General features: G+C 48.2%; 27 protein-coding genes and 2 pseudogenes. 18 read left to right on the plus strand and 11 right to left on the minus strand.

What is annotated here, in order from left to right; all coding sequences use genetic code 11:
- Window positions 1-38: 38 nt before the first annotated feature.
- From QF049_RS15855 to QF049_RS15865, 3 genes and pseudogenes are all read right to left on the minus strand, one after another.
- A pseudogene (locus QF049_RS15855) lies at window positions 39-325 on the minus strand (Rpn family recombination-promoting nuclease/putative transposase); the annotation flags it as partial.
- Window positions 322-2,268 carry an ABC transporter ATP-binding protein gene (locus tag QF049_RS15860; RefSeq protein ID WP_307538752.1) on the minus strand — a complete coding sequence of 649 codons (1,947 nt, stop codon included), beginning with the start codon at window positions 2,266-2,268 and terminating at the stop codon, window positions 322-324. The gene QF049_RS15860 and the pseudogene QF049_RS15855, both read right to left, overlap by 4 nt.
- Complete coding sequence (locus QF049_RS15865) at window positions 2,261-4,081, minus strand: ABC transporter ATP-binding protein (RefSeq protein WP_307538754.1); 1,821 nt, start codon at window positions 4,079-4,081, stop codon at window positions 2,261-2,263. Before QF049_RS15865 ends, QF049_RS15860 begins: the two co-directional genes overlap by 8 nt.
- A gap of 114 nt (window positions 4,082-4,195) precedes the next feature.
- Here QF049_RS15865 and QF049_RS15870 point away from each other — a divergent pair, with 114 nt between their 5' ends.
- Both QF049_RS15870 and QF049_RS15875 read left to right on the plus strand, forming a co-directional pair.
- Window positions 4,196-5,089 (plus strand): AraC family transcriptional regulator, encoded by an 894-nt coding sequence (locus QF049_RS15870; RefSeq protein ID WP_307538757.1) that lies wholly within the window; start codon window positions 4,196-4,198, stop codon window positions 5,087-5,089.
- 17 nt (window positions 5,090-5,106) lie between these two features.
- Window positions 5,107-5,631, plus strand: coding sequence for a DUF5412 family protein (locus tag QF049_RS15875; RefSeq protein ID WP_307538759.1), 525 nt, complete (start codon window positions 5,107-5,109; stop codon window positions 5,629-5,631).
- Between the two features lie 714 nt (window positions 5,632-6,345).
- Here the strand turns inward: QF049_RS15875 and QF049_RS15880 are convergent.
- The 5 genes from QF049_RS15880 to QF049_RS15900 all read right to left on the minus strand — a co-directional run bounded on the left by QF049_RS15880 (window position 6,346) and on the right by QF049_RS15900 (window position 11,980).
- The gene (locus QF049_RS15880) at window positions 6,346-7,476 is read right to left on the minus strand and encodes a glycosyltransferase family 2 protein (protein WP_307538761.1); all 1,131 of its coding nucleotides are present in this window, start codon (window positions 7,474-7,476) and stop codon (window positions 6,346-6,348) included.
- 527 nt (window positions 7,477-8,003) lie between these two features.
- Entirely contained in the window at window positions 8,004-8,750 is a 747-nt protein-coding gene (locus tag QF049_RS15885; protein ID WP_307538763.1) for a class I SAM-dependent methyltransferase, read from the minus strand.
- Window positions 8,737-10,248 carry a nucleotide sugar dehydrogenase gene (locus tag QF049_RS15890; protein ID WP_307538765.1) on the minus strand — a complete coding sequence of 504 codons (1,512 nt, stop codon included), beginning with the start codon at window positions 10,246-10,248 and terminating at the stop codon, window positions 8,737-8,739. Before QF049_RS15890 ends, QF049_RS15885 begins: the two co-directional genes overlap by 14 nt.
- Window positions 10,249-10,282: 34 nt before the next feature.
- Window positions 10,283-11,272 (minus strand): SDR family NAD(P)-dependent oxidoreductase, encoded by a 990-nt coding sequence (locus QF049_RS15895; RefSeq protein WP_307538767.1) that lies wholly within the window; start codon window positions 11,270-11,272, stop codon window positions 10,283-10,285.
- Window positions 11,273-11,290: 18 nt separating this feature from the next.
- Window positions 11,291-11,980 (minus strand): glycosyltransferase, encoded by a 690-nt coding sequence (locus tag QF049_RS15900; RefSeq protein WP_307538769.1) that lies wholly within the window; start codon window positions 11,978-11,980, stop codon window positions 11,291-11,293.
- 319 nt (window positions 11,981-12,299) lie between these two features.
- Between QF049_RS15900 and QF049_RS15905 the strand changes: the two genes are divergently transcribed.
- A complete protein-coding gene (locus tag QF049_RS15905) occupies window positions 12,300-13,010 on the plus strand; it encodes a GT-D fold domain-containing glycosyltransferase (RefSeq protein ID WP_307538771.1) in 711 nt (236 codons plus the stop codon).
- 228 nt (window positions 13,011-13,238) lie between these two features.
- Here QF049_RS15905 and QF049_RS15910 read toward each other — a convergent pair whose 3' ends face one another.
- Window positions 13,239-13,646 carry a hypothetical protein gene (locus QF049_RS15910; RefSeq protein WP_307538773.1) on the minus strand — a complete coding sequence of 136 codons (408 nt, stop codon included), beginning with the start codon at window positions 13,644-13,646 and terminating at the stop codon, window positions 13,239-13,241.
- A 190-nt stretch (window positions 13,647-13,836) separates the two neighbouring features.
- On the opposite strand from QF049_RS15910, the gene QF049_RS15915 reads away from it, so the two are divergent.
- From QF049_RS15915 to QF049_RS15985, 15 genes and pseudogenes are all read left to right on the plus strand, one after another.
- Complete coding sequence (locus QF049_RS15915; protein ID WP_307538775.1) at window positions 13,837-14,985, plus strand: RluA family pseudouridine synthase; 1,149 nt, start codon at window positions 13,837-13,839, stop codon at window positions 14,983-14,985.
- A 36-nt stretch (window positions 14,986-15,021) separates the two neighbouring features.
- Window positions 15,022-15,600, plus strand: a complete 579-nt coding sequence (locus tag QF049_RS15920; protein WP_036669296.1) for an SLOG family protein — start codon at window positions 15,022-15,024, stop codon at window positions 15,598-15,600.
- A 129-nt stretch (window positions 15,601-15,729) separates the two neighbouring features.
- Window positions 15,730-16,545: an adenosylmethionine decarboxylase gene (speD, locus tag QF049_RS15925; protein WP_307538777.1), complete on the plus strand. Its 816-nt coding sequence runs from the start codon at window positions 15,730-15,732 to the stop codon at window positions 16,543-16,545.
- A 183-nt stretch (window positions 16,546-16,728) separates the two neighbouring features.
- Entirely contained in the window at window positions 16,729-17,139 is a 411-nt protein-coding gene (flgB, locus tag QF049_RS15930) for a flagellar basal body rod protein FlgB (RefSeq protein ID WP_105597765.1), read from the plus strand.
- Window positions 17,140-17,289: 150 nt separating this feature from the next.
- Window positions 17,290-17,778: pseudogene (locus QF049_RS15935) on the plus strand (GNAT family N-acetyltransferase); the annotation flags it as partial.
- Window positions 17,779-17,988: 210 nt separating this feature from the next.
- Window positions 17,989-18,390, plus strand: coding sequence for an NUDIX domain-containing protein (locus tag QF049_RS15940; RefSeq protein WP_240768276.1), 402 nt, complete (start codon window positions 17,989-17,991; stop codon window positions 18,388-18,390).
- 18 nt (window positions 18,391-18,408) lie between these two features.
- On the plus strand, window positions 18,409-19,278 hold the full coding sequence (locus QF049_RS15945) for a helix-turn-helix transcriptional regulator (protein ID WP_307538780.1): 870 nt from the start codon (window positions 18,409-18,411) through the stop codon (window positions 19,276-19,278).
- Window positions 19,279-19,347: 69 nt separating this feature from the next.
- Window positions 19,348-19,875 (plus strand): ankyrin repeat domain-containing protein, encoded by a 528-nt coding sequence (locus tag QF049_RS15950; protein ID WP_307538782.1) that lies wholly within the window; start codon window positions 19,348-19,350, stop codon window positions 19,873-19,875.
- Window positions 19,876-20,048: 173 nt separating this feature from the next.
- Window positions 20,049-20,564 carry a sigma-70 family RNA polymerase sigma factor gene (locus tag QF049_RS15955; RefSeq protein ID WP_307538784.1) on the plus strand — a complete coding sequence of 172 codons (516 nt, stop codon included), beginning with the start codon at window positions 20,049-20,051 and terminating at the stop codon, window positions 20,562-20,564.
- Window positions 20,561-21,895, plus strand: a complete 1,335-nt coding sequence (locus tag QF049_RS15960; protein ID WP_307538786.1) for a DUF4179 domain-containing protein — start codon at window positions 20,561-20,563, stop codon at window positions 21,893-21,895. The genes QF049_RS15955 and QF049_RS15960 overlap by 4 nt, the downstream gene beginning before the upstream one ends.
- Window positions 21,896-21,992: 97 nt before the next feature.
- Window positions 21,993-22,883: a S66 family peptidase gene (locus QF049_RS15965; protein ID WP_307538789.1), complete on the plus strand. Its 891-nt coding sequence runs from the start codon at window positions 21,993-21,995 to the stop codon at window positions 22,881-22,883.
- Window positions 22,792-23,037: a S66 peptidase family protein gene (locus QF049_RS15970; protein ID WP_307538791.1), complete on the plus strand. Its 246-nt coding sequence runs from the start codon at window positions 22,792-22,794 to the stop codon at window positions 23,035-23,037. Before QF049_RS15965 ends, QF049_RS15970 begins: the two co-directional genes overlap by 92 nt.
- Window positions 23,038-23,101: 64 nt before the next feature.
- Complete coding sequence (locus QF049_RS15975) at window positions 23,102-23,407, plus strand: hypothetical protein (protein ID WP_307538793.1); 306 nt, start codon at window positions 23,102-23,104, stop codon at window positions 23,405-23,407.
- A 244-nt stretch (window positions 23,408-23,651) separates the two neighbouring features.
- Window positions 23,652-24,413, plus strand: a complete 762-nt coding sequence (locus QF049_RS15980) for a threonine/serine exporter family protein (RefSeq protein ID WP_307543269.1) — start codon at window positions 23,652-23,654, stop codon at window positions 24,411-24,413.
- Window positions 24,414-24,431: 18 nt separating this feature from the next.
- Window positions 24,432-24,890 (plus strand): threonine/serine exporter family protein, encoded by a 459-nt coding sequence (locus QF049_RS15985; RefSeq protein ID WP_307538795.1) that lies wholly within the window; start codon window positions 24,432-24,434, stop codon window positions 24,888-24,890.
- 102 nt (window positions 24,891-24,992) lie between these two features.
- Here the strand turns inward: QF049_RS15985 and QF049_RS15990 are convergent, their stop codons facing one another.
- Window positions 24,993-25,544 (minus strand): DUF2569 family protein, encoded by a 552-nt coding sequence (locus tag QF049_RS15990; RefSeq protein WP_124113476.1) that lies wholly within the window; start codon window positions 25,542-25,544, stop codon window positions 24,993-24,995.
- Window positions 25,545-25,819: 275 nt separating this feature from the next.
- Complete coding sequence (locus QF049_RS15995) at window positions 25,820-26,278, minus strand: DinB family protein (protein ID WP_307538798.1); 459 nt, start codon at window positions 26,276-26,278, stop codon at window positions 25,820-25,822.
- Window positions 26,279-26,283: the final 5 nt, after the last annotated feature.

Below are 26,283 nucleotides of genomic sequence, written 5' to 3' on the forward strand. Positions count from 1 at the left end.
ATTCATCTGGTGAACCTACTACACCTTATAACTTCACTTTAATCTTTTAACGACTCTACCTCAGACTCCGGCAAGCCACTTGCCTTTGCAATAACAGAAACTTCAATGCCTAGAGAAAGCATGTTTCTTGCTATTTCAATCGTATTTTCCCTTCTACTAATCCCTTTTCTATTCCTTGAGCTATTCTCTTTTCCGTAGCCCATTCAATCATCGAAGCTTCATCATGCAAATACTTCTGCCGCTCTTCATACAAACGACGTGCTTCACGATCCTGACTCAAGAACTCCAGCGTATCCATTACTTTCTTAACCCCAGATTCATTCATGTTGTATCACCGCCTCTTGCATTCATACGATAATACAATCCTTTCCTATGCATCAGTTGTTCATGCGTTCCATCTTCGGCAATTCGGCCATGTTCCATCACAAGGATGCGAGAACACTGACGAGCAACTTCCATGCGATGTGTGACAAGCAACCCGATTCTGCCTTTCATAAAGTTCAGCAAGTGATTCATCACGTTCTGTTCTGTCTGAATATCCAGTGATGACGTCGGTTCGTCCAGAATGTACAGATCGGATGACCTCATAAAGAGCCTGGCCAGCGACAGTCGCTGCTGTTGTCCCCCAGATATATTGGCGCCTTTCTCTTGCAATATTGATGTGTATTGTCCTTCCTGAGCCTCAATGTATTCTTGCAAATCAGCCTGTTCTGCCGCAAGCTTCACTCTGTCCAACGTAGCGTCTATATTCAGACGGATATTGTCCTCAATCGTTCCTGAAAAGAAGGTTGGTATCTGCGGCATATACGTGAGTCTGGACTGGTCATCCATCTCTATATACTCTGCAACATGTTGATTACCCAGCAAAACGCTTCCGTTTGTTGGCTCGATCAGCCCTGCACACACTTGGCACAGTGTAGATTTGCCAGCACCACTGGCGCCAACTACCGCAGCCAGTTCACCAGGAACCAGATTAAGCGTAATCTGATCCAAAATCTTCCGACCACTGTCTTCATCGGTTACCGTAACCTGTTGAAGACGTAGCATAGCCATTTCGTACTCTTTATGTGCCCCTTTTTGTGTATTCCCTTGATCTTGGTTACACATTCCCTGTGCAAGCGCCCCGTGCTTAGTATTAGATGCGTCTGTCTTCTTGTTCTCCGCCAATTTCAACCATGCAGAGATACGTCCAAATGCACCCACGCTGGCTTGCATCTGACTCCACTGGCTGGACAAGCCGAGTACTGGCCACACCACCAGTTCAAACAGCAGACTACTTGCAACAACCATGCCCGGAGACAAAGTTCCCCTAGCCGCTGACAAAGCAATAAGGAACAAGGCTGCCAATTGAGCCAGACCAAACACCGCCATCGCCACGTTATCCGACATGCTCAGGGTCATCTGCAACTTAGCCTGAACACGATTCAGTGATTGCTGTTGTGTCCGAAAACGAGCGAGAAACCACGGTGAAGCATTATACATCTGAATCACCGGTATCCCTTCAACATACTGCTGGATCTGTTCTTGGGACTCGCCTTCCCTGGATTCGACCTCATCGGATAGATGTACAATCCGCTGATCATACAACCTCGCCGTGAACCAGATTGCCCCTGCACTTACCAAGGCGATAACCGCAACCCATGCATCTGCTTTGTACAAGTATCCCAGCGATAGAGCAATGATGAATACAACCGTAACACCCTCTGCAATAGCCTCCACAACTTCTGCACCATGCTTGGTGTCTTCCTTGATGCGAAGCATCACATCCCCGGACTTCTGTCTGCGCACCCAGGAATAGGGCATCCGGTTTAACAGTTTCAACAGATCCATGGACATGTCCCGTTGCATTGACTCCTTCAGCCATACCAGCACATAACGATGCATCGCGAGCAACACGATAAACCCTGCCAGAATGGCAATAAAGATCAACGCCGTAGCATTAAGCTGCTCCTGTCCCCCATCATGAATGGCATCCACGAAGAATCCCTGTACAAAGGCAAGTCCCCAATCAAAGACCGCATCTGCTGCGATAAAAATGAGCAAGATCGCTACAGCTAATCCATAAGGCTTCATCCAGCGAAAAATAACGGGCCACACCGTTACCAATGATACAGCTTGCTTTGGGTCATCTGGAACATCACTTTCGTTCATCTGATGATGAGCTTCTATTTCAGACTTTTCATTTATCTCATATGCTCCGCTTTTCTCATGACTGCTTTTCATTTCAACGTCATCGGCATATGCTGCATCTTCAATCTTGTTACTCATGCTGTCCCTCCACTTCCGTATCCTGTTCCGCAATATAGCTTCGATATCCGTTTGAACGATCCAGCAATTCACGATGAGTTCCCGTATCTTTGACGCGTCCCTTCTGAATATAGATGACCTGGTCCGCCCGTTCTATCAGCGATAATCGATGAGTAACTGCAATAACCGTTGTGCCTTTGTCAGCAGTGATTCGGGCAAAGAGATCATTCAATCGTTGCTCATGCCACGGGTCTTGAGATGACGTTGGTTCATCCAACAATAGAATATCCGGGTTCCTCAGTATCGCTCTGGCTAGACTAATACGCTGAAGCTCACCACCCGACATTGTCCCGCCTTGCGGCTGAAGCTCTGTCCCATAACCGAGCGATTGACGCATAATGGCGTCATGTGCATAAGTCATGTGGGCCGCAACCTCTACTTGTTCGGCAGATATCTCCTCTTGTCCAAAAACAATATTCTCTTCCACTGTGCCTGTGAAAATAAAGGCTTGTTGCGAAACATACACCTGATTGACATGTGCTGTCTGAACTTCGTTCACACCATTCAGTGAATTCTTCTGATTCATGACCTGAATCGAACCAGTAACAGGTCTATCTAATCCGGCTATTATTTTCAATAACGTGGTCTTCCCGCATCCACTTGGCCCTGTGATTACAGTAAGCTTTCCTTTCTTGGCCTCAAAAGAAATATCTGTTAACACTTCTTCTTGCTCCGCATACCTATAAGACACATGCTGCACGTTGATGCCAGCTGGTTTAGATTGCTTTTCAGGCTGCCCTAAATGCGTATCGGACTGTACATATATATTTGTACTGGTATTAGCAACCGTGTTCTTTTTCTCCAAATCCAGCACCTCAAAGATCCTGGACGCATGAGAAGCCGAACCAATAAAATCATTCCACAGCCCAGATAACGATTCAATCGGACGAGTTAATTGACTGCTTGCTACCAGAAAAGCTGCCAGTCCTCCTACATCCATATGTCCATTCAGGACCTGCATGCCGCCTAGATAGAGAATCAGAATCATGCCACCATACGTCGAGACCCGTCCGGCTGCTTCCGAAAGACGTTGTAACACAGATACGGACATCGTATGTCTGAACACTTGATCCATTCGATCTTTAAAATGATGGTGTAGATAACCGGCGAGTCCGTAACTTCGGATCTCAACTGGAGCTTGGATGATTTCAGTCAGTATCTCATCTCTTGACGCTGCGCTGGCATTTAACTGATCATGCCGTCTTTGTAGACGTTTACCAAGTCCTACCGTTACAAGAGGATAGATTAATGTAAATGCAATGATAGCCAACGACAGCGGCAAGTTCACCCAACTGAAGTAAGCAAAGGCAAGAATCAGTTGAATGATATTTTTTGCCAGTTCAATGCCATGTTGGTTTATCCCCTTCTGTGCTTCCTTGGCTGAAGTCCAGATCCTAGAGGTTAAGTCACCCGTATGATAATGTGCCAGATCCCGTGTCTCTGTGTTACCAAGGGAGGAGAGCAATAGAGACTGCACAGACAATAATGTCTTTTGCTGGAATAACGTCTCGACCCTCGTCATGAATGCGGTTACAATCAATCGTAATACTACAATGCTAACGCCTATGATCAAACCTGAGTAGAGTAACGAAAACTGTGCTTCAGTCGCGCCTTTGACCAGTCTTCGGATCGATTCCAAATAACCGACCTCAATCAGGGAGACCATACATGCGGCGAAAAGTAACAGAATGATGAACATACGGTACTTGCCCGTTAGTGTCCATAATCGAGTTAACATGCCTAACGTTGTATAAGTTCTTTTGTCAGCAAACATGGATGGTTTCTCCAATCTTGTCATTAAATTATGTACTTGGTTATGATATCATCGGTGATAAGGAAAAAATGAACATTTATTGCTGTAAGTACTATTTGAAGTAGGGAGATTGATATGCAACATGATTTGCTAGACACATTGGATAAGCTATTCGACTATATAGAAGACCATATTCAAGACAAATTAACGCTGGATCATCTGGCATCTGTGACTCATATATCCAAATTCCACCTGCATCGCATGTTCAAACATGTAAGCGGACAATTGCCTGGAGAATACATTCGTTCACGCAAATTGGCACGCAGCCTCGAACAATTGTTGAATCTGAACTGGAAGATTATCGATATCAGCGGACATTACGCTTTTGAACATGAACAATCCTACATACGTGCTTTCAAACAAGCTTTCGGCATTACACCCCTGCAGTATCGCAAACAGGGAGCTGGAGACCTTGAATTCACAGCCCGCATGACTTCATCCATGATCACGATGCTTCCATATGGATATATTTTCAAACCAACGTATGTACGAAAACCGGCCATGAAACTCATTGGACAGCGATCCCATATTCGGTATGCAGATAACGAAGAGCACTATGAAGCCAATTCAGCAGGCAACGACTTTTTTGAAAAACACTTTCATTCGATTCCTAACGTGCTGCAACCCAACGTATATATCGGATTTACCAATGAAATTAACGAGGATTACAGTACATATCAGCCGTCTGTAGAAGTAACCAGTCTGGATCATATTCCTGAAGAACTGGACGGAATTGAGGTCCCTGCCAACCAGTATGCCGTATTCAAATTCGTCTGTGATTTCCACCCAAGTCTGATCAACATTGATCACTTGGACAGTGTCTGGACATTTATCGATGAATATTGGCAGAGCCATTCGGGGTACGAGAAGAGTGATCCATACTATTTTGAAAGAATTGACGGCAGTCTGGCTCAGGACCACTACGGAGAAATGGACATCTATATTCCTGCAAAGCAAATTTCACTGTAGGTGGAGGTTCGATACTTATGAATCAAACTAATCAAGCTAGTTCAAGTTCATCCAATACAGATTCTCGCAAACCTTGGATACGTAGACACCCTTTTTTCACCACATTTTCATTGTTGATTCTTGTACTGTTCGTTGCCTTATTCCTGTATTTCTGGCTCCGTCCATACTTCTCCACATTTGAACGTTCTGAGAAAGGAGATTTGAGCTATTCCATGCCTTCACGGAACGGTGAATATACTGCCGAGATTTACGGCGTACCTTACGGTGGTGCGGCAGGCGGCGTTACGATCTGGGTCGATGTAAAGAAGACAAATGCCCCTGAGGACGCCACGGTAAAAACGATCTATCGTGCCGAGCACCACGGAAATAACCATCTCGAATGGGAAAGTGAAAACATACTCCGGATTGAAAACTGGAATGAATATACGGATGAGACCATGACCCTCAACATCGATAACGAAATATATGATGGATGGGGCTGGGCGTGCAAAAGCTTACGTATGAAAGACCAGTCTGTGCGATGCCTAGCACCCGAAAAGTAAAACAAGTTAGCAGCTAAAATGACGACCCTAAGCAATGAAGGTCTCATCTTGACGCGTAATACTCACTGCATCTCACATCAGAAGTTCCACGATGCATATGCCTTGTGAGAAATCTCACCAAATGCTACTTTCATTACACCATGGCAGGAGATACACGCGGCACGAGAAGCATTAAAAGCCCCGCTCACCGACTCTTTCGGTCAAGCGGGGCTTCTTTTGTTCACTAACAACTTCGTATCTATCGGACTTAAAACATATGGCAGCATTATAATTTATCTATCATATCTAATCTGCTTCTGCTTCTGCTTCTGCTTCTGCTTCTGCTTCTGCTTCTGCTTCTGCTTCTGCTTCTGCTTCTGCTTCTGCTTCTGCTTCTGCTTCTGCTTCTGCTTCTGCTTCTGCTTCTGCTTCTGCTTCTGCTTCTGCTTCTGCTTCTGCTTCTGCTTCTGCTTCTGCTTCTGCTTCTGCTTCTGCTTCTGCTTCTGCTTCTGCTTCTGCTTCTGCTTCTGCTTCTGCTTCTGCTTCTGCTTCTGCTCACAATTGTGCCTTACACTCTATTTCCACTCAACCCTTATTTTCACACTGATCCGTCCTATCGCACCCTACAGCAACGATTCGTTTTTGTTGCCCTCTCACTTCTGCTTCAATCTATTTGCCTTACTTCCTTCTTCCCGCTTCAAACGTTTCTGTCCTCATCTGCCCCAGTTCGTCTCCCTACTTACGAGGTGACTCTTCACCACGTTCTTCCCGCTCCTTCATCTCTTTGCGCACCACTACTTCGAGTTTCTGCCAATTGGCAAGCAGCCCCGGATCGTTGGGCAAGTACTCACGGGCTTTGGTGTTATGCATCAATGCCTGCTCCCAGTTGCCCAGATGAGCATAACAAAGGGATAAACGGGCATGTGGCAACCAGGTACGGCAGGCCACAGGCACCGGGCGCAGACCCGGATCGCGGCTGCTCACGTCCACCGCCTGCATATACCAGTAGATCGCCGAGATGGGTTCCTGCCGCTCATGGAAACAGGCCGCAATGGCGCAGCAGAAATCGGCATGTGGCAGATCATACTGGAACGATTGCAGCAACGCCCCCAGCTTGCGGCCCGTCTCACCCAGTCGTTCATGACATTCTGCCAGCCTCGCGCAGGCAATGAGGCGATCCTCGCGGTAACCGCTTGGCTGCTCCAGCAGCTTTGTGTATCCGCGTGCCGCCGCCGCATAACGCTGGCGGTCATAACATTCGCCTGCATAATAGAACAGCAGGCGACCTTGGGCTACGCCCTCTTCGGCGATCCATTTGCGCAGAATGCGCACGTTCCGCGCCGAATGATGTCCCGCTTCGCGGCGATGCGTGACGGCAATGTCTGCCGTAATGACCTCGCCCCGCGGGAAGCTAAGCTGCTCGTGCAGTCGGCCATGCCAGCGGCACCCGGCATCTCGCTTGACCAGGCGAAGCCGACGGTCCGTCACTAGCGGACTCCCCTCCGGCCCCTCGGCCAGCGTGTAGTTCAAGATCACAGCCGCCGTCTCCCCCTCAGACGGAAGCTGCTGCTTCAACACCTCCAGCTTCGCCCGTTCCGCGGGCAGCAGCACATCATCCGCATCCAGCCACAGAATATACTCCTGCGTGGCCTTGGCGAATGACTCATTCCGCGCTGCGGCAAAGTCTTCCTCCCATTCATACGTGTAGACTTGGTTGGTGTACTGCGCAGCAATGTCCATCGTGCGATCTGATGAACCGGTATCCACAATGACGATCTCGTCGGCGATGCCAGCAACCGAGTCGAGACAGCGCGCTAGCGTGCGTTCCTCGTTCTTCACAATCATGCACAGACTGATGGTGATCACGTTTTGAGCCCCTTCCTGTCGTACGCGTATTGCAAAATGTCATAACGGGTCTGTTCTTCATTGGCTAGGTACGGGTACTAAGCCACTCCAATATCCTCTTCAAACTTGCGAGTAACTTGTAATCCAAGATCATCAGCACTACCACTACAAGCGGCTGCTTTCACACGCTCATTTTTCCAAATCTCAAAGTCCAATAAAGACTTCATTTCATTTACATTGTGGCTAACGAACTGAGGTAACGCTATATGGTGTATTTCAGCCACTTGGATAATGTAACGAATCTGACGCACACTATTTCCGCATTTTTGGCATCCATTCGTCGTTTATCGCAGCTTTCGGATGAAATAGCGTCGCTGAGATTCGTTACATTTCTCATCTCATCTAATCATCGAAATAAGGCGTGTGAGATTCGTTAGAATATAGAATAGCTCTAGCTCTGCCGTCACACTAAACAACAGGGAGGGATAAAAGATGCTCTTGTGGCCCTAACCCTACCCTTGCCGCTGTCCCTGTCCCTACCTTCACTGCTACCCTTCCCCACTCTCCTGACGGCGAAGCCGTTTCACCTGCTCCACCGCACTGTCCAGTGCCTTCTTGCGCTGTTTCATTACGCGGAGATGCTGTTGTTCCACCTCGGCAAAATGCGCATGATCCAGCTCCATCCACTCCATCAGTTGATCTAACGTTGGCGACATATGCAGCTGTGTTCTCCGCCGTCTGCGGGCCACGCAACATAGATATTTATGATGAACTTCCAGTTTCAAGACTTCGAAATAGGGCATTAGACACATCGCCAGATTTCCTGCATAGAAGGTCTGCTTGTGATCATAGAACGGATGATATCCATATGGCACGGTTACAACCAGCGTCCCCTCTTCTTGCAACAGCCGATGAATCTGAATCAATAACGTCTCTGGATGAGCAAAATGCTCCAACACTTCTCCAAGCAGTACCGTGTCAAAAGTCGTTCTGACTTTCCATTGCGTAATATCCAGCATCCGAAAATCCACATTGTTCCTGACGGGCCTGGATTCTTTGGCAAGCTCTTCTTGTGCATACCTAATGCTCTCTTCCTCCAGATCAATGCCAGTGACACGAAATCCTTCACGGCCCAGCAGAATTGACGTAATACCCTGACTGCACCCGACATCCAGGATACGTTTGCCTGTCGCTTCACGGCACATCCAGTGGATACGTGTTCTCGTCGCTTCATGAGAATCTTCCGAGTTAATCTCGCCATAGTAGCGCTCACTTACACGATCATGATTTACCATGGGCATCTCCCTGATCCTTGTCGGGATCGATGGCAACTTCATGGTGAGCTGCAGTATCCTCGACTGCCGTTTCTTTTTGTCCTACCCATGCTACGATCTCCTGTTGCTCACGAACGCCCTTCACCTCAGGCCGTACAGGCTTGCCCAGCACCACAATATTTCCCCCGCGGCATCCGGCAGTGGCGTTACGTGTATCAAAGATCAGCTTCGCATGATCTGCCATCTCCTGATAATCAAATCCCGAATGATCCGTTGTGATGATCACCAGATCAGCTCCTGTCCACAATTCCGGCACAGCAGGCCAAGACTGGAGCATCGTACCGTCATCCTTGCGGAAGACAGGAACCATCGGATCGGTGAAAACCACTTCTGCTCCCGCTGCGCTCAGTAGCCGGAAGACGTCCAGCGCTGGTGATTCGCGCAAGTCGTCAATGTCCTTTTTGTAAGCCATACCCGCCAGTACAACACGCGCGCCCCGCATAGTTATCCCCTTCTGTTCCAGCAACTCCGCTGCACGCTTCACCACTTTCTCTGGCATTTGCCGATTGGTTGCATCGGCCAGCCGGATGAATTGCAGCTCCGATCCCTGACGGTTTGCCGCCCAGGACAGATAGATCGGATCGATCGGGATACAGTGCCCACCGATGCCTGGACCCGGATAGAATGGCATATAACCAAATGGCTTCGTTGCCGCCGCATTGAGCACTTCCCAGATGTTTACCCCCATCTGTTCACAGGCTGGGGTCAGCTCGTTCACAAGGGCAATGTTGACACTGCGGAATGTATTTTCGAACAGCTTTGCCGTCTCCGCCACCGTTGTTGAACTGACCGGAACAACTTCGTTGAGGAACGAGCCGTAGAACTGTTTACCATAATTCAGACAGGCGGGTGTGGAGCCGCCAATAATCTTCGGGGTATTTTTCACACCATAATGCACACTGCCCGGATCTACCCGCTCCGGAGAATAACAGACGAAGAACTCTTCTCCAGCTCGCCAGCCGTTTGCCGCTTCAATCGGTTGTTTCACGCGTTCCTCGGTCGTTCCTGGGTAAGTCGTACTCTCCAATATGACGAGACTGCCCTCCAGCAGATAAGGAGTCATACCATCCACCGCTGCCGAGATATAAGAGATATCCGGTTGATGCTCGGCGGTCAGCGGAGTGGGTACACAGATTACAATCACATTCGCCTGCGCCACTGCTGCATAATCGTCACTTGCCGTGAACAGTCCTGTCTGCATAAGCGACTGCAGGACATCATCTTCTATACCGATGACATACGAATGCCCGGCGTTCAGCTTGGCTATCTTGGAGGTATCGATGTCAATCCCGTGGACCTGATAACCTGCCTGTGCCATTTCCACGGCCATGGGTAAACCAACATAACCGAGACCGATGACAACAGCCTTCAGGGAGCGGTCATTGATGTGTTGAAGTGTATTAGGTTGCTGCGGCCCTTCTTTTCCTTCGTGCTGCTCGTGCTGATGTTTCTCTTCCATCCCTTCCACCTCCAAATGTTCCGCCTCCCTTCGATTAGTCGATATAGCCGCCTGCACGCAAGAAATTGGCAATCGCTGGTTTGTTCATCATGGCACTGTCCGAACGATACTCGGAGAAGTTCACACGAGGCAGGCTGCTGTACTGATCTGTCAGCCCCTTGTCCGGGTGCTCCGGCAGGATCACATAATACTGCGCATCGTATTGGTACGTGCGCGGCGCTTCAAAGGGCGAGATCAGCACTTCATGCAATTTCTCGCCTGGACGTATGCCCGTCACCTTATAGTCGAAGGATGGACGACCTGCCTGTTCCAACATGACGGAGGCGAGTTCCGTCATCTTGCAAGCTTTCATTTTCATCACAAACGTCTCCCCGCCTACAGCCGCCTCAGCTGCCTTAAGCAGTAGATGTATGGCTTCGGTGCGTGTCAGGAAAAAGCGGGTCATGCCTTTGTCCGTAATGGTCAGGCTCTTGCCTTCATCGATCTGACGACGGAACAGGGGCACGACACTACCGCTGGTTCCAAGCACATTACCGCCGCGGATGCAGACAAACCGGGTACCTTCACTCAGCCAATTGGCACGGATCATCATTTTTTCACCCAAGGCCTTTGTCATGCCATATACGTTAATCGGATCTACCGCCTTATCGGTGGACACATCAATGACTTTGGGAACCTGCATCCGAATTGCAGCCCGAATAATATTCTGCGTCCCGATCACATTCGTCTTGAACGCTTCATCCGGCTGGTCCTCGCACACTGGTACATGCTTCAGCGCAGCCAGATGAAAGAGTACATCCACGCCTTTGCACGCATCTTCCACTGCCCGATAATCCCGGATATCCCCAATGATGAATCGCAGACGCGGGTCATGGTTGAACTCACGCTGCATCGCAATCTGGGCATATTCGTTACGAGACAGGAGGCGAATCTCTGCCGGGTCCTGTTCCAGCAGCACCTCGGTCAGCTTTTGACCCCAGGAGCCTGTGCCCCCGGTAACCAGAATCGTTTGTCCTTTAATCATGCATATACCCCTCCCTGATCAGATCATGAATTCGCGTAATACCTTTGCCATCTCATCTTGGCTTAACCGGTCTTTAGCTGGTACCTTTTTGACCGAAGTATTGCTCGAATGGACGATATTCACGTAATTGCGCGGAGCCAGCAGCTCATGCGGCAGATCAATGACATTGCCATGCGTACCTCGGCCCGGCAGCTTCACCCGATACCCGGAGGCGTACTCCGCTGTTTTATACAGGTAGACATAGAATTGCGGAGAACGATGAAATGCAGGTGCCATCTCGTTGTTCACGCTATCCCAGAGATAGCCGTTCTGGTTAATCAGAGCCATCGTCTGCGGCTGTGGCTGCACGTCATATAGCTGCTGTACAAAAGTCCGGTGATAGAGGTCATCTGAATCCAGACGGGCAATATAGATGTGCTCCGTCCCTTCAGCAAATGCCAAAATTGCACGTACACTCTCAATATGAGTTCCGAAACGAATGTTGGCTGGCAGCGGCTCCTGTTCCGCGAGAATCTCCTGCATTAATTCTCCCGATTCCTTGGATAACTTCACCACCGTCAGGAAATCCTGATTCGTCTGAGCTTTCAGGCAGTGCAATGTAAATGTGCGAAAAATGCCCATCCGCCGCTCCAGCCATTCTCTCGTCAATCGCTGTGGGTCGAACCCATAATTGTTGAAATTAATCTCAATAACCACTTTCCTTGACATAATATTCCTCCTCATGAACTCTGCCATTTTCCTTCAGCGGATACAGACCATTTTCATAGTTTCAACAGTCGCTTCCATGCGCAACACAACCTCAGGCTGTCTGGAAGCCGACAATCCATCCGGGTCTCGCTTGCGAATCCTGCCGACTCTATAAAGTATGAAATGTTAATAGAAGCGGTATGGACATATGCACTGATTCTCACCGAAATAGATTAGTATACAGCTGAAAATGGTGCCCTGCGGGTCGAACGTACATATCATTGCTGCAGCCGCAACATAGAATAGAACAGTTCAATTTTCAAAGGAGGCAATCACTCGAATGGATTCGATCTATCTTGAAATGGATGGTGTGCTTGATCAGCTTGAAGCGGCACTGGTTGAACAGCGCCCTCTCTCTCTTGTGCGAGTCGGCGATGGCGAGAATATCGTCATGTCTCAAGAAACCGTGTGGACTACGGAACAGGTTCTTCAGGAGCGTTGGGCCATTAAGGCCAATTTAGGGCAAAAAGGACTAAGCCTTCCCAACCTGCAGCTACGGGATGAAGTCGCCGCTTCCTTGCAGCGGGCGGATATCGTCGGCGTTCTTCCCCGTGGTGACAGTACGATTAACGCTCCGGATTATCTCAAAAGACCCCTGACCGATATGGTGTTTGCACACTATGGCATCTCACCTCCACTGACTTGTCATGCCTGTGTCAATCGGGAGCTGGCGCAGAACCCGCGTTTCTGGCAGATGCTCGCAGGCAAGCGTGTGCTTCTCGTTACCCGTGAGATCGAGGCACTGCGTGCCACGCTCGAACGTGAGCCATATCAACTCAACATTGTGACTGCACTATCCTTTGACAGTTATGATCAAATGCAGGACACGCTTGAGTGGATTCAGACGAATCAGCATACCTTTGATGTCGCTCTCTTCTCCTGCGGTGTCAACGCGGTTATTCTTGCTGAGCGAACAGCCTCACTCGCCGGTAAAGTCGCCATCGACTTTGGCAAAGCCAACAACATCATTCTGAAAGGCCGTGCCAACTGATTTTCAGGGCACCTTCAACCTCGAATCGCTGAGTTGCATCGTAAACATGCTTATGCTTGTAAGACATAACCCCCCCGGCTCATTGAGCCGGGGGGGTTATGCTGAGCGATAGTCAAACTGGTCGCTACATTACTTTGTACGTCTGGTTTTTCTGAGGTATGAACCGAACTCTGCCGTCAACAGAAGTGATGACGAAGCACTCTGCCTGTCATATTACGCCTTTCACTACTAGCCGGTGGCTGCAATACCATAGAACATCTCCGGCCCGGTTCTTACTACTGTGGACACCCCCGAAATAAACGAAGTATACACACTCTCCAGTGCAGGTGGTGCAGACAGATCCTGAGCTGTGAACGAATGAAATTCGGCACCGCCGTTCTGTCCGATCGTACCTTCAGCACGGTAGATGACATAGAAAGGATCATATAAAAAACCCCGCACAAGCTCTACAACAAAGGTATCTCCCAGTTCTCCCGTAACACCTACTGTCCCGTTCAACGTAATAATGGGATTCACCACTCCCAGCGTCTGAAGACCAATGGTCCCGAACGCTGCCGGGGATACCGACAGAGACAAACCGGGCTGTCCTACGGTTGCCGAGTTCATCGAAGTTCTCATATCGAGAAACACGCCCATGAGTAACACCTCCAATGCTATGGGATACCCTATCCTATGAATCTCATTACTCTTATGATTGGATGTATAGCAGATTGCATGAACCTATTTTTATTTGTCGACGGTTAATGGTATATTGAACTGCATAACGAAAATGAACGGATCGTATGCACACAAGCGGTACAGGCTGTTCAGAAGGAGATTACTATTCATGAATAAACGCAAACGTCCAACGGGCAAGACATCGGCCTCGGCCAAAGGGAAATCTTATGCTGGTTCATCTGCAGCACGTTCCGGCAAGTCTAACTTCTCATCTGCAAAATCATCAGGTGCTTCCGCACCACGCAATACGGAGGAGAATAAGAAGCCAATAGCCGCGAAATCGTCGGGTGCACCCAAGAAAGCTGGAGGCAACAAACCCAAAAATGCCAGCGCATCCAAACGCCCGGGCAACTCCTATTATCGCAAGCAGGAACCACCACGCCAGTACAAAGTAACGGAACCGGATGAACTGTTGAATTTCTTGCTGCAACATCTGAAGTCAGGACGGAATGCAGTGAAGTCCATTCTGGGTCGTGGACAGGTATCCGTGGATCAGAAGGTCGTCACCAAGTTTAATGAGGCGCTGACGCCAGGTCAGATTGTATACATCCGTAAAGAAGGTGCAGTCGCCGCTCCGTCCTTGACAGGCATTAACATTTTGCATGAAGACGATGATATCATTGTGATCCGCAAGGAAGCAGGACTGTTGTCCATTGCTGCTGACAAGACAGATGACCTGACGGCTTATCGCCAACTGACAGAGCATGTACGCCGCACCAATCCGCTCAATCGGATCTTTGTTGTCCATCGTCTGGATCGGGATACGTCGGGTGTGATGATGTTTGCCAAAAGTGAAGAAGTACAACAGAAGCTGCAAAACAACTGGAAGGAAAATGTGCAGGACCGCGTCTACGTTGCCCTTGTTGAAGGTGCAGTAGCCAAAGAAGAAGGCACAATCTCTTCCTGGTTGAAGGAAACCAAAACGCTGAAAATGTACTCCAGCTCTCGGCCCAATGATGGACAACACGCCATTACACATTACAAACGTCTGAAGTCGAACCGTGAGTTCTCCCTGCTGGAAGTGCGTCTGGAGACAGGGCGTAAAAATCAGATTCGTGTGCATATGGAAGATCTCGGACATCCGATTGCCGGCGACCGAAAATATGGCGCACGCACAAGAGACCTCGGCCGTCTCGGACTTCATGCACGTATCCTCTCATTTATTCATCCGACAACGGATGAGCTGATGTCATTTGAAACGGATATTCCGAAACCATTCCTGTATCCGTTCCGTGCAGATGCTCCACCTGCGAAATAACTGCATCTTGATCATGCCTGAAAGGAGGAACGGACACTGAAAAACCTGTTAATTACCGGTTACCGGGCACATGAATTGCAGATTTTTGGACAGAAGCATGAAGGTATTCCTTTTATCAAAAAAGCCATCTCCTCCCGCCTCACACCTCTTGTCGAAGATGGTCTGGAATGGGTGCTGACGCCGGGACAATACGGTGTGGATCTGTGGGCCTGCGAAGTGGTGATTGATCTGAAGAAGACGTATCCGCATCTGAAACTGTCGATCATCACTGCCTTTCAGAACCCGGAGGAGCAATGGAAAGAAGACAAGCAGGAGTATTACCGTTCCATCCTCTCGGGTGTGGACTATTACGGTGCAATTAGCAATCAACCTTATATCGGGCCGTGGCAGTTCACTGCACGGGATGACCTGTTGCTGCGTAAAAGCGACGGTCTTCTGCTCGTCTATGACGAAGATGCCGGGGAAGGCAGTCCCCGTTTTGTGAAGGAAAAAGCCGTGAAGAAACAGCAGAACGAGGATTATACGATCATCAGCGTCACTTCAGAGGATATTCAATCTGTAGCTGAGGATGAGCGCATGAACGATGTTATAGACTTTGACGATTCTTCATTCTGAATAAGGGTAGATCATCTGAGGGGAATCGTATTTCGATTGACGTACATATGTTTTTTTTCGAGGCAGGTTGGGTATAAGTAGTATTATAACTGCGATGAAATGTCGTATGGGATAAGGGGAACTGCAACCATGACAATTACGCCAGAGCAGCGTCTTCAACTGCATGGATTTAACAACCTGACCAAGTCGCTGAGCTTCAATATGTACGATATTTGTTATACCAAAACCAAAGATGAACGCGAAGCTTACATTGAATATATTGATGAACAGTATAACGCCGCCCGGCTGAGTAAAATTCTAAACAACGTCTCCGATATCATCGGAGCCCACGTTCTTAATGTTGCCCAGCAGGATTACGTGCCTCAAGGTGCGAGTGTTACGATGCTTGTCTCGGAGGGTCCAATCGTGGAGATCCCCGAAGAATCACTCGATGAATCTCCCGGCCCTCTGCCCGATAACGTTGTCATGCAGCTGGATAAAAGCCATATTACTGTGCACACCTACCCTGAGTTTCACCCTAGTGAAGGTATCAGTACCTTCCGTGCGGACATTGATGTCTCCACCTGCGGTGAGATCTCACCGCTTAAGGCGCTGAATTATCTGATCCACTCATTTGATACGGACATTATGACGATGGATTACCGGGTGCGTGGTTTTACACGGGATACAAGCGGACGCAAGCTGTTCATTGACCATGAGATCGGCTCGATTCAGAATTATATTCCGGACGAGATCAAGAGCAGCTTTGACATGATTGACGTGAACGTCTATCAGGAGAATATTTTTCACACCAAGTGTAAACTGAGGGAATTCGATCTCGACAATTATCTGTTTGGGTACACCAAAGATAAGCTCAGCACGAAGGAACAACAGGAGATTACGGAGTGGCTGAAGCTGGAGATGGACGAGATCTATTACGGCAAAAATATTAATCGTCCCTCTTAGAGAGGTTGTTCAACGCTGATCCATAAGGGCAAAGTCTAAGACAAGATTTCATGAAGGCAGGGTTCTTCTTTTCGTGGAACCTCCGGCATGTGCTTGTCTTTTTCTTTGTTATGTTGACAGTGTGCAACTTTATTTCTTATTATAGAAGTAACTGTACAATCTGCAGTGAAGGAGACTGAGCCCGTGATCGAAACGAATACGACAAGACGTAATGAATCACTGTTACAAGCGCTTACTGCACAGCACAATGCCATTACCAATAACATTGCCAATGCAGACACGCCCAACTACAAAAAGAAAACGGTAGAGTTTCAGGAAGAGCTTAGACGGATCGTGGAGAATGGCAAAACAGATCAGCTCGCCATGAAGCGGACTCATGACAAACACTTCCCTATCAGTGATCCCCATTCTTCCATCGTACAGTACCGAATTGTCGAGAACAACGAAACAACCATGAACAATAACAACAATAACGTTGACATTGACAAGGAAATGGCGAATCTTTCGGAGAACCAGCTCATGTATAACTACATGGTTGATCGGGTCAGTGGACATTACAAAAAAATGAAGAATTTATTGAATGATCTGAAATAATGAATGTACAAGCAGCCCGAAATGGCTGCTTTTTTTTATGGTCTTTTCCCCTGAGTGTAGCTCGTTTGGTGCCATTTTTCGGTATCCTCTCCTGTTCGTAGTATAATGGGAAGAAACGAATGATTTCATATCGTATAAAAGAGGTGCAACATGTCTCCACGTCATTTAAATGGTTTTCAAGGTTCCAAAGTCAGATTAGCGGCCCCATGCCCGGAAGATTGCATGCGTCTCTCCCGCTTCACAGACGATTATGAATATTTGCGCAACATGGATACTGATATCGCGATCCCGTTAACGCCGGATGAGACAGGGTCCTCCTCTGTCCGCCGAGACAACGGATTTGAATTTGCATTACGTACACTGGAGGGAAACCGATTCATTGGATTCACAGCCCTATACCGGATTGAATGGAACAATCGCTCCGCTCGTCTGGCCATTGGTATCGGGGAAGAAAATGATCGGGGGAAAGGATACGGAAGCGACGCTCTGGCTCTGATTCTTCGGTATGGCTTCCATGAATTGAACCTGAACCGGATTGCGCTGGAAGTCATCGAATACAATGAAGCCGCTAGACGTGCGTACCTGAAAGCCGGATTCCGGGAAGAGGGTCGCCAGCGTTCTGCAGTTTTGCGGGATGGCATGCATTATGACCTGATCTCGATGAGTATTCTTGGGGAAGAATGGTCGGCACAGTCTGGGCTTCCCTTATCATTCCGGTCTACTCACACTCCTCAATCTGGGGATATGGACGCGGGTGGTTTTTCACAACGAAACGGGAACGAACAAGCTGCGCTGTCCCTGTCGGAATTAAGTTCAGATCCAAAAGGTGATTCTGAAATTTCACCTCGCATCGGCGTAGGTGCGGTCATCCTGAATGAACGGGGCGAAGTGCTTCTCGCTTGGCGGAATCGTCAGCCTGAGCAGCACACCTGGAGTATTCCTGGCGGGAAAGTCGATCCCTACGAATCACTGGAGACTGCCGTCATCCGTGAAATCAAGGAGGAAGTGAATCTGGATATCGCCATTGACAGTCTGCTCTGTACGGCGGAGACGATCCAGCCACAACAGAAGGAACATTGGATATCCGTGCTCTATTCCACCAAGGTGATTGGCGGCCATGCTCGTAATCTGGAAGAAGGCGGAGCCATCGGTGAGATCGGCTGGTTTCCGCTCCATGACCTGCCCTCTCCACTCGCCTGCTTTGCGGTACCTGGGCTGGAAGCTGTGAAGAAGCTGTATAACCAGAATTAAGCTTGGAGGTGCTTGCAAGTGTTGGAGATTCCTCTTCCTCGACCTGTACCCGTCCCCTTCATTCTGCATGAATCGAGTTCCCAATTCGATTGGAAAGGCAGCGGCTCGCTATCACTGAAAACATTCCGTAACGGAAAAACGCTCTATGAAGCGGGACGCGGTCACTTCGCAGTCAATAATGAGAACTATCTGCTTCTGAATGAGGGCCAGGAATATAGTCTTCACATTGATTCATCTACTCCAGTTGAATCCTTCTGTATCTTCTTCCCTCCCGGTTATATGGAAGAGATCGGCCGGAATCTAATTAGCAGTGATCTTCAGATACTTGATGAGCCGTATAGGTATTCATCCGCAAGCAAGATGGAGTGGGTAGAACGTACATACGCGATGGATAATCGGCTTGGCGCAGCCCTGAAACATTTGCGGAATTTGTATAGTCAAGACACCTTGGATTCCTGGGCAATAGCGGAGCAGCTTCATCAGCTTGCTGTTCACATGCTGGATCTACACCGTAACGTTCAGCAAGAGATCAACGAACTGGATATGATCAGACTTTCAACCCGAGAAGAGTTGTATCGAAGAGTGTATATCGGGCATGAGTATATCTCCGCCTACTATGATCAGCCGTTAACGCTAGAACAGACAGCATCGGCTGCACAACTATCCGTGAATCATTTTCTACGCAATTATAAAAAGTTGTTTGGTACTTCACCCCATCGTTATCTGACTGAATGCAGACTATTGGCTGCGAAGCGGCTTTTGCTAGATTCGGACAGGTCTGTCACCAATATCTGTTATGATGTGGGCTTCGAAAGCCTCGGTTCGTTCAGTTCATTATTCACTAGACGCTTCCATAGCTCTCCTTCCCAGCTGCGGGCAAAAAGGTGATTATGAAGAAGAACCTCTGAAGAGGAACATCTATAATTACATTATCTCATCAGATGGAGGTATTCCTTTATGAATCATGCAGAACAGATGAATCAACTATTTCAGGCTGCACAGGCTGGAGATGTGGTCAACCTGCAATTATTGCTCGCTTCTCACCCGGAACTCACCAATACTGAAAATCAGGATGGGTTAACTCCGCTGGGATATGCCTCTCATTATGGACAAGCAGGAGCAGTTCGTCTTCTTCTGGAGCATGGAGCCGATGTTAACGCCCTTTCTCATTCCAAGATTTCCTTTATTCCGTCCAATACTGCACTGCATGCCGCGCTTGCGGGAGAACGTTCGCCAGAAGTTATCCGCCTTTTACTCGAACATGGGGCATCCACGAGTATTCTGGACAGCGATGGACAATATGCGTTGCACTCGGCAGCATTTCATACGGATCAGATCGAACTTATCGAGATGTTACTTCAGCATGGAGCTGATCCAAACGCGCTGAACTCAGCTGGCCAGACCGCACTGGATATTTCACTTGAACGTGGTAACACGTCTACAGCTTCATGTCTGCGAGCAGCCGTTACAGCGCATCAGCAATAATGATTAGATAACGTGAGTAATACAGCGAATAACCGTCAGGACTCTTTTTGGAGGACAAAGAGAAGGTCTGACGGTTATTTGTTATTCGATTACATACCTTTTTTCAGAAAATAAGAACCGTTTGACGCCTTACATGGTCTAATACTCAACATATCCAGGAAAGGAGGAGCCATGTGACCCCTACTCAGCTCACCATCGCCGCACAAAAGGGGGATGCCGAGGCTTTTGCAGCCTTAATGGAATTACATCAGAGCCAACTGTACCGTATCGCCTATGCCTACCTGCATAACGAAGGTGATGCGCTCGAAGCGATTCAGGAATCAACGTTCAGGGCATTCCATAAACTCAAAAAATTAAAAGAGCCCTCCTACTTTGGCACTTGGCTCATCCGCATACTGCTCAACTACTGTGCGGACGAACGCAAACGCAAAAGTCGGTTCAGTCCCGTCACCGAGATTCATGAATCCAGCAGCTGGGATCGTCCTGCGGACCCCGATCTTGCTGCCGCTGTATCCACTCTTGACCGGGATTGCAAACAGATTATTATTCTGAGTTATTTCGAAGGTTTCTCTTTAACTGAAGTTGCCGATATTCTCGAAATTCCGACCGGAACCGTAAAATCCCGATTACATCGGGCACTCGGACAGCTCCGTGATCAACTTGAAACGAAAGGAGATGCATCCTCATGACGGATGAACAAAAATCATTTGACACATTGGAAGAACGGCTGAATGCTCGCAAGACGGAATATGAAACCATGCCTGTACCGGATGCTGCCTATCAGGCTGTGCAGTCTGGAATCCGCCAGGCTGCCCGCAAACGCAAGTCCCAGCTGCGCTGGTACATGAGTTCCATCTCGGCAGCGGCCCTCATCCTGCTGTTTACCGGATGTATCCGTGTCTCTCCCGCTTTTGCGTCCTTTGTGGAGCAATTGCCCGGCATGGAAGGCATTGTGAGTATGATTCGCCAGGACAAGGGATTAATGATGGCGATTGATCAATCCCTCTTGCAGAAGGTCGGCGTCACCGACGAGCATAATGGTGCTTCCTTGACCGTTGAAGGCATTATCACAGACGAGTCACGTATGGTCATTTTTTACACGATGAAAGGTATGAAAGATCCCGAGAAATTCAACTTTGATATCGATTTGCTCGATGAGAACGGTAAAGATCTGCCTGTTGCGTTTACTCACGCTTATCCAACACCTTCTCCAGACGAGAATGTGAATGAGAATATGATAGACGTGATCTTCACGGATGGAACCTCTCCTCCTGAAGAGCTGAGCGTCGTGTTTAAGTCCAGAGATACAACGAGTGCAGAAAAGTGGAAAATAACATTCCCGGTAGACAAGAATCTTACCAAAGGCATGAAAAAAGTCATTCCTGTGAATCAGACGTTAACAGTGGATGGACAGCGTATTGATGTGAAACAGGCTACTCTGTATCCCACACGTCTTGTGCTTGATGTGAATTTTGATCCAAAGAATACCAAAAAGGTATTTGGCCTCAGCGATCTTCAACTGGTCGATGAGCAAGGCCGCGCGTGGAGAACAGATACCTCAACAGGTGAGGATGAACGTTCCATTTACTTCGAAAGCATGTACTTCTCCATACCGAAAAAGCTGACATTGCAAGGATCTGGCTTCTCGGGATTGGATAAAAAGGATCTGGCTCTTTCCCTTGATCTGAAGTCACACCAGATTACAGGTGGCCCTCCTGGATTGAAGATGGTTGGCAGCAAGGTTGAAGGCAAAGATCTAATTATCGACTTTTCTGTTGCTGGCAGTATGGACGGTGGGTTCGTTCTCTCTTTCGGAAACGTTACAGACAGTGCAGGGAAGTCATATGAGGTTCCTGGCTCCAGTTGGAGTAGTGGAGATGGGACGGATGACAGTCATACGATTGTTTCTTCTACTGTCGAAAATGGAGCCAAATTAAAAGGAGAAGTGAAGATGAACATCTCCACCTATCCCATTAAAGTGAAGTCACCATTCTCATTGGACATTCCGGTGAACCCTTAATTTTCTACCAGTAGGCTGTGATTATCGCAAATAATCTATATAATGGAAACATTCATTATTACGAGCAATGATGTTCATAGGGAAGGTATGTTTAGTCATGAATCAACGTTCCATCCGTTATCCGAAGCCACTCGTAGCAGGAAACATGATCGGTGTGGCAGCACCCTCCAGCGGTGTAGGCGAATCCCTGCACCATTACCTTGAGGAGAGTAAACGCAACATGGAGCGCCTTGGTTTTGGCGTGATGGAAAGCCCATCGCTCCGCCACAACACCAAATGTGTGAGTGCCTCCAAAGAGGAACGCGCTGAAGAGATGAATGAATTTTTCCGCAATCCAACTATTCAAGCCATTATCCCTCCATGGGGAGGGGAGTTTCTGATGGATATCCTGCCCCTGCTGGATTGGGAAGCTTTGAAATCGTTGCCGCCCAAATGGGTCATGGGATACTCGGATATCAGTACGTTCCTGTTCGCCTATACCCTGATCACTGGAACAGCATCCGCACATGGCACCAATTATGTTGATCTAAGATCAAACGCCCTCGATCCCGTGACTGCGCGCTGGATTGATGTGTTACAGACCAAAGATGGCGGACAGATCACACAATCGTCTTCCACACATTATCAATCGGCATGGAAACCGGAATCTCCTGGATTTAACCTGGATACACCTTCGCGCTGGAAACAGCTCGGCCACTCGGAAGATGCAGATACCGCTGTGGCGTTCTCCGGTCGGCTGATCGGCGGCTGTATGGATACGATCACTAGTCTGATTGGTACGCCGTATGCACCCGTCCAATCGTATCTGGATCAGTACTGTGCAGACGAAGGTACGATCTGGTATCTGGAAAGCTGTGAGATGAATGGCGGGGGATATCTACCGTCATCTGTGGCAGATGAAACAGGCTGGCTGGTTTGCAGGTGTGAAAGGATTCATGTTTGGCAGACCTACCGGTTATTCCGATACAGCGGATTTCAATTTCTCTGATGCCCTATCCTCTGCACTTGGGGATCTGGATGTCCCTGTACTGTACGATGTGGATCTCGGCCATGTTCCGCCCCAGCTCACCTTTGTTAATGGAGCATTGGGCAAAGTCGCTTATGAAAATGGACGCGGGAGCCTTGAGATGGCGTTTGTGTAATCACCTTTTATAGGCAGATGCATACCTTGAAGTAAGAACTTATTTTGAGGAAGGGTTGTGCATCATGTCTGAATCCACATCCACGCCATCCACACGTGTCGTGTATCAAGCCAATCAACCAATGCTTCAATCCGTGCAAAGTGTGCGGAATATGCTTCATCATACAGCCCGGCAGCATACAGGCAAGAAGGTACAAGTCCAGAATATCGATGGGCAAGTGTGGGAAGGTGTCATCATCAGTGCAGACCGGGGAATTTTGTATCTCCAGGTTACCCCGATGCATGGATATCCTGAACCGCGCGCCTTGTTTGGACCCACGATTTTGCCGCTTGTGCTGTATGAATTGTTGGTTATCACCTTGTTGATGTAGGGGTATTGTTCATCATTATCCGTTTATATCCGAACCTGTTCCACGAAGCTTCGCTCCTGAGATTTCAAGTCTTGGGGACGAAGCTTTTTTATCGTCTTGGCGATGGTTCGGTATGATTCCTTGCGAGCGTGTGAAATATGATACAATGGTGTCGCACCACCCCATATCACTTATGAAACGGAGCTTGATCCGGTTGGAATACATACGTCATGATTCATCACCCGTATCACAAGCCGATACGGGTATGATTGGCAGCAACCCTACTGAACAATCCCGCGTGATTGCAATCTGTCTGCTCGCAGGCAAAATCATGCTGCAAAGCGGTGGTGAAACCTACCGTGTGGAAGATACGATGAAACGTATGGCCGCTGCGCTGGGTTTACCCCATTCACACAGTTACGTTGTGCCTACAGGCATCTTTTTCTCTGTTGATGCAACCGAACCCGCCAAGCTGATTCGTATCTCCGAGCGTACGACGGATCTGGATAAGGTATCCGAGGTGAATGCGGTCTCCCGCCGCATCGGGCAAGGTGAGCTATCCGCTCAGGAAGCCCATGATCTGTTGGTACAGATCGAAGGCAAGCCCTCCTCCTATTCAACGGCCGTACAGCTTGGGGCCGCGGCGTTATCCAGTGGTTGTTTTACCATTATGTTTGGCGGGGGCTGGAGCGACTTTCTTCCGGCGCTGATCTGCGGGGGCATAGGTTATGCAGCCGTTATTGCCTTTCACCGACTAGTACGGGTCAAATTCTTTGCCGAGCTTACGGCATCCTTTGTCATTGGCATGCTCGCTTTTTTCCTCATCTACATGGGAGTAGGTCATGAACGGGACAAAATCATTATTGGTTCGGTTATGCCGCTGGTTCCGGGGCTACTGATTACCAATGCTGTACGCGACTTGATGGCTGGGCACCTCGTATCCGGATTATCCAAGGGAGCCGAAGCATTTCTGACTGCTTTTGCCATAGGTACCGGCATTGCAGTTGTATTTTCACTTTTTATGTAAGACGGAGGAATGCAGGATATGCTCCATTTTATCGAACAAGCTTTAACCAGTTTTGTCGCTTCAGCCGCGTTTGGAATCATCTTCAACGCACCACGGCGCATGCTGTTCCACGGTGGATTTGTCGGCATGATCGGCTGGATCATCTATATCGTGCTTGAATATGCAGCGGATGCGGTGCCTGCTACACTTGCAGCGACCATAGCCGTAGGTGTCATCAGCCAGGTATTCTCTCGCATGTTTCGCGCACCCGTTATCATCTTCAGCGTCGCAGGCATCATTCCTCTCGTTCCTGGTGGACTGGCGTATAATGCGATGCGAAGTTTTGTGCAAAATGACTACAGTGCCGCTATGGAGATGGCCGCCAAGGCACTCATGTTATCCGGCGCCATTGCCGTAGGCCTCGTGTTATCCGAGGTATTAAACCAGATGATACGCCGAATTCCCGCCTCACTGCGGACAAAATCATCATCGAAATGATTATTCTTTTCATAGATTCAACACACGTAAGGCCCGTTGGCATACAGGATGAGCTCTTGTATTCCAGCGGGCCTTACGTGTCACTTTCCTAATCCATCCTTTTTACTTCACAAACGTATTTTTCACACGTACCGACCTTAGGAAATACGGAATGAAGATACAACACACCAGAATGGATCGTACGATCAGATGAAAAGCCGGAGTTGCATCAAGCACATGCTGTTCTCTTGGGATTTCATTTCGCGCAATCAGAATCCAGGTCACGATGCTTATGATCACATTCATCCCGTACATCACCATCATCATACGTGGAAACTGTCTCTTCCGTTTATATAAAAGAATGAGATTCACGATAACGATCATCAATAGAATGATACTGCTTATGAAGCCAAACCACAGGAGTGGACGAACCATCTCCGTGTAGATCTGAGGATCGACACCACGGCCGACTTCCCATCTGGCAGGGTCCATGATGACATTCACCTGCGATACATCCGAGATGAGAAACACCAGGGCAAGCCAAAGACTGATCTGGATTAAAATAAGCCATCCACCTAATCCGGAGATACCAGGCCGTTCCGGTCTGACACCAGTTTTGGGTTGCAGTGCGTTCATATCCGTATCTGCATCCGAGTTACTGTATTGACCTTCCATTTCATCCTCCTTTTACACTAGATAAGACAACATATTATACATTAAAATCTGGATTCTGTGTATTTTAGAGGACGAACGGAACGTGTTATTCCCGTTTTCCCTACTACCTTGTGCTTACCTAACTATGCACGACTTCCTGTTTCCTGACTAACTACATTTACGTGTAATTTCGTTGGTCTATCCCCATGTTAACCCATAATGTTACTCGTAACATGCTTATATGTATTCTATCCGTTTCTATCATTACCTTATGTCTCGTAGAGAATAATACCTTTCTATTTAAAAAGTGCTGATTCGGGTTCTTTGCCCGTCAGGGTCAGCATCGTATACAATTGTCCCCTGTGATGATATACATGCCCCATAATCTCAAGCAACCACTCCAGCCGACTATATGATGCTCCCCAGTATGAATCCGTCACATGTAGTAACTCTTCTGTGTTAAACTGCCTGTACCGTTGGTATAGATACATCTGGTTATCAATCAAAGCCTGCTTGATCTCACGGAGCGAATGCACCTGATTCTCTGCATAGAATTGAGCCATCTCTTCTTCCGATGCACCTTCGGAAATATAAATATCCGCTCGGCAGATCATAGACAGATGAGCTAGTAGTTCTCCAACAGGCCGTTTACCTTCAATTGGAGTTAAAGCCAAATCTTCTTCCGACAACTGATCACATATATCAATCAACGATGTTACGGCCACGTCAATATGTTTGAACGCAGATTGAATCAACAGAT

Source organism: Paenibacillus sp. W4I10 (assembly GCF_030816325.1).
GTDB classification, from domain to species: Bacteria; Bacillota; Bacilli; order Paenibacillales; family Paenibacillaceae; genus Paenibacillus; species Paenibacillus amylolyticus_B.

What these genes read in the sequence shown, in the direction of transcription:
- QF049_RS15900 (WP_307538769.1), bottom strand. Translation starts at nt 11,980, where the DNA reads ATGTCAAGGAAAGTGGTTATTGAGATTAATTTCAACAATTATGGGTTC.
- QF049_RS15905 (WP_307538771.1), top strand. Translation starts at nt 12,300, where the DNA reads ATGGATTCGATCTATCTTGAAATGGATGGTGTGCTTGATCAGCTTGAA.
- QF049_RS15990 (WP_124113476.1), bottom strand. Translation starts at nt 25,544, where the DNA reads ATGGAAGGTCAATACAGTAACTCGGATGCAGATACGGATATGAACGCA.
- QF049_RS15965 (WP_307538789.1), top strand. Translation starts at nt 21,993, where the DNA reads ATGAATCAACGTTCCATCCGTTATCCGAAGCCACTCGTAGCAGGAAAC.
- QF049_RS15985 (WP_307538795.1), top strand. Translation starts at nt 24,432, where the DNA reads ATGCTCCATTTTATCGAACAAGCTTTAACCAGTTTTGTCGCTTCAGCC.
- QF049_RS15885 (WP_307538763.1), bottom strand. Translation starts at nt 8,750, where the DNA reads ATGGTAAATCATGATCGTGTAAGTGAGCGCTACTATGGCGAGATTAAC.
- QF049_RS15950 (WP_307538782.1), top strand. Translation starts at nt 19,348, where the DNA reads ATGAATCATGCAGAACAGATGAATCAACTATTTCAGGCTGCACAGGCT.
- QF049_RS15890 (WP_307538765.1), bottom strand. Translation starts at nt 10,248, where the DNA reads ATGGAAGAGAAACATCAGCACGAGCAGCACGAAGGAAAAGAAGGGCCG.
- QF049_RS15975 (WP_307538793.1), top strand. Translation starts at nt 23,102, where the DNA reads ATGTCTGAATCCACATCCACGCCATCCACACGTGTCGTGTATCAAGCC.
- QF049_RS15895 (WP_307538767.1), bottom strand. Translation starts at nt 11,272, where the DNA reads ATGATTAAAGGACAAACGATTCTGGTTACCGGGGGCACAGGCTCCTGG.
- QF049_RS15980 (WP_307543269.1), top strand. Translation starts at nt 23,652, where the DNA reads ATGATTGGCAGCAACCCTACTGAACAATCCCGCGTGATTGCAATCTGT.
- QF049_RS15870 (WP_307538757.1), top strand. Translation starts at nt 4,196, where the DNA reads ATGCAACATGATTTGCTAGACACATTGGATAAGCTATTCGACTATATA.
- QF049_RS15915 (WP_307538775.1), top strand. Translation starts at nt 13,837, where the DNA reads ATGAATAAACGCAAACGTCCAACGGGCAAGACATCGGCCTCGGCCAAA.
- speD (WP_307538777.1), top strand. Translation starts at nt 15,730, where the DNA reads ATGACAATTACGCCAGAGCAGCGTCTTCAACTGCATGGATTTAACAAC.
- QF049_RS15910 (WP_307538773.1), bottom strand. Translation starts at nt 13,646, where the DNA reads ATGGGCGTGTTTCTCGATATGAGAACTTCGATGAACTCGGCAACCGTA.
- QF049_RS15960 (WP_307538786.1), top strand. Translation starts at nt 20,561, where the DNA reads ATGACGGATGAACAAAAATCATTTGACACATTGGAAGAACGGCTGAAT.
- QF049_RS15970 (WP_307538791.1), top strand. Translation starts at nt 22,792, where the DNA reads ATGAAACAGGCTGGCTGGTTTGCAGGTGTGAAAGGATTCATGTTTGGC.
- QF049_RS15860 (WP_307538752.1), bottom strand. Translation starts at nt 2,268, where the DNA reads ATGAGTAACAAGATTGAAGATGCAGCATATGCCGATGACGTTGAAATG.
- QF049_RS15875 (WP_307538759.1), top strand. Translation starts at nt 5,107, where the DNA reads ATGAATCAAACTAATCAAGCTAGTTCAAGTTCATCCAATACAGATTCT.
- QF049_RS15865 (WP_307538754.1), bottom strand. Translation starts at nt 4,081, where the DNA reads ATGTTTGCTGACAAAAGAACTTATACAACGTTAGGCATGTTAACTCGA.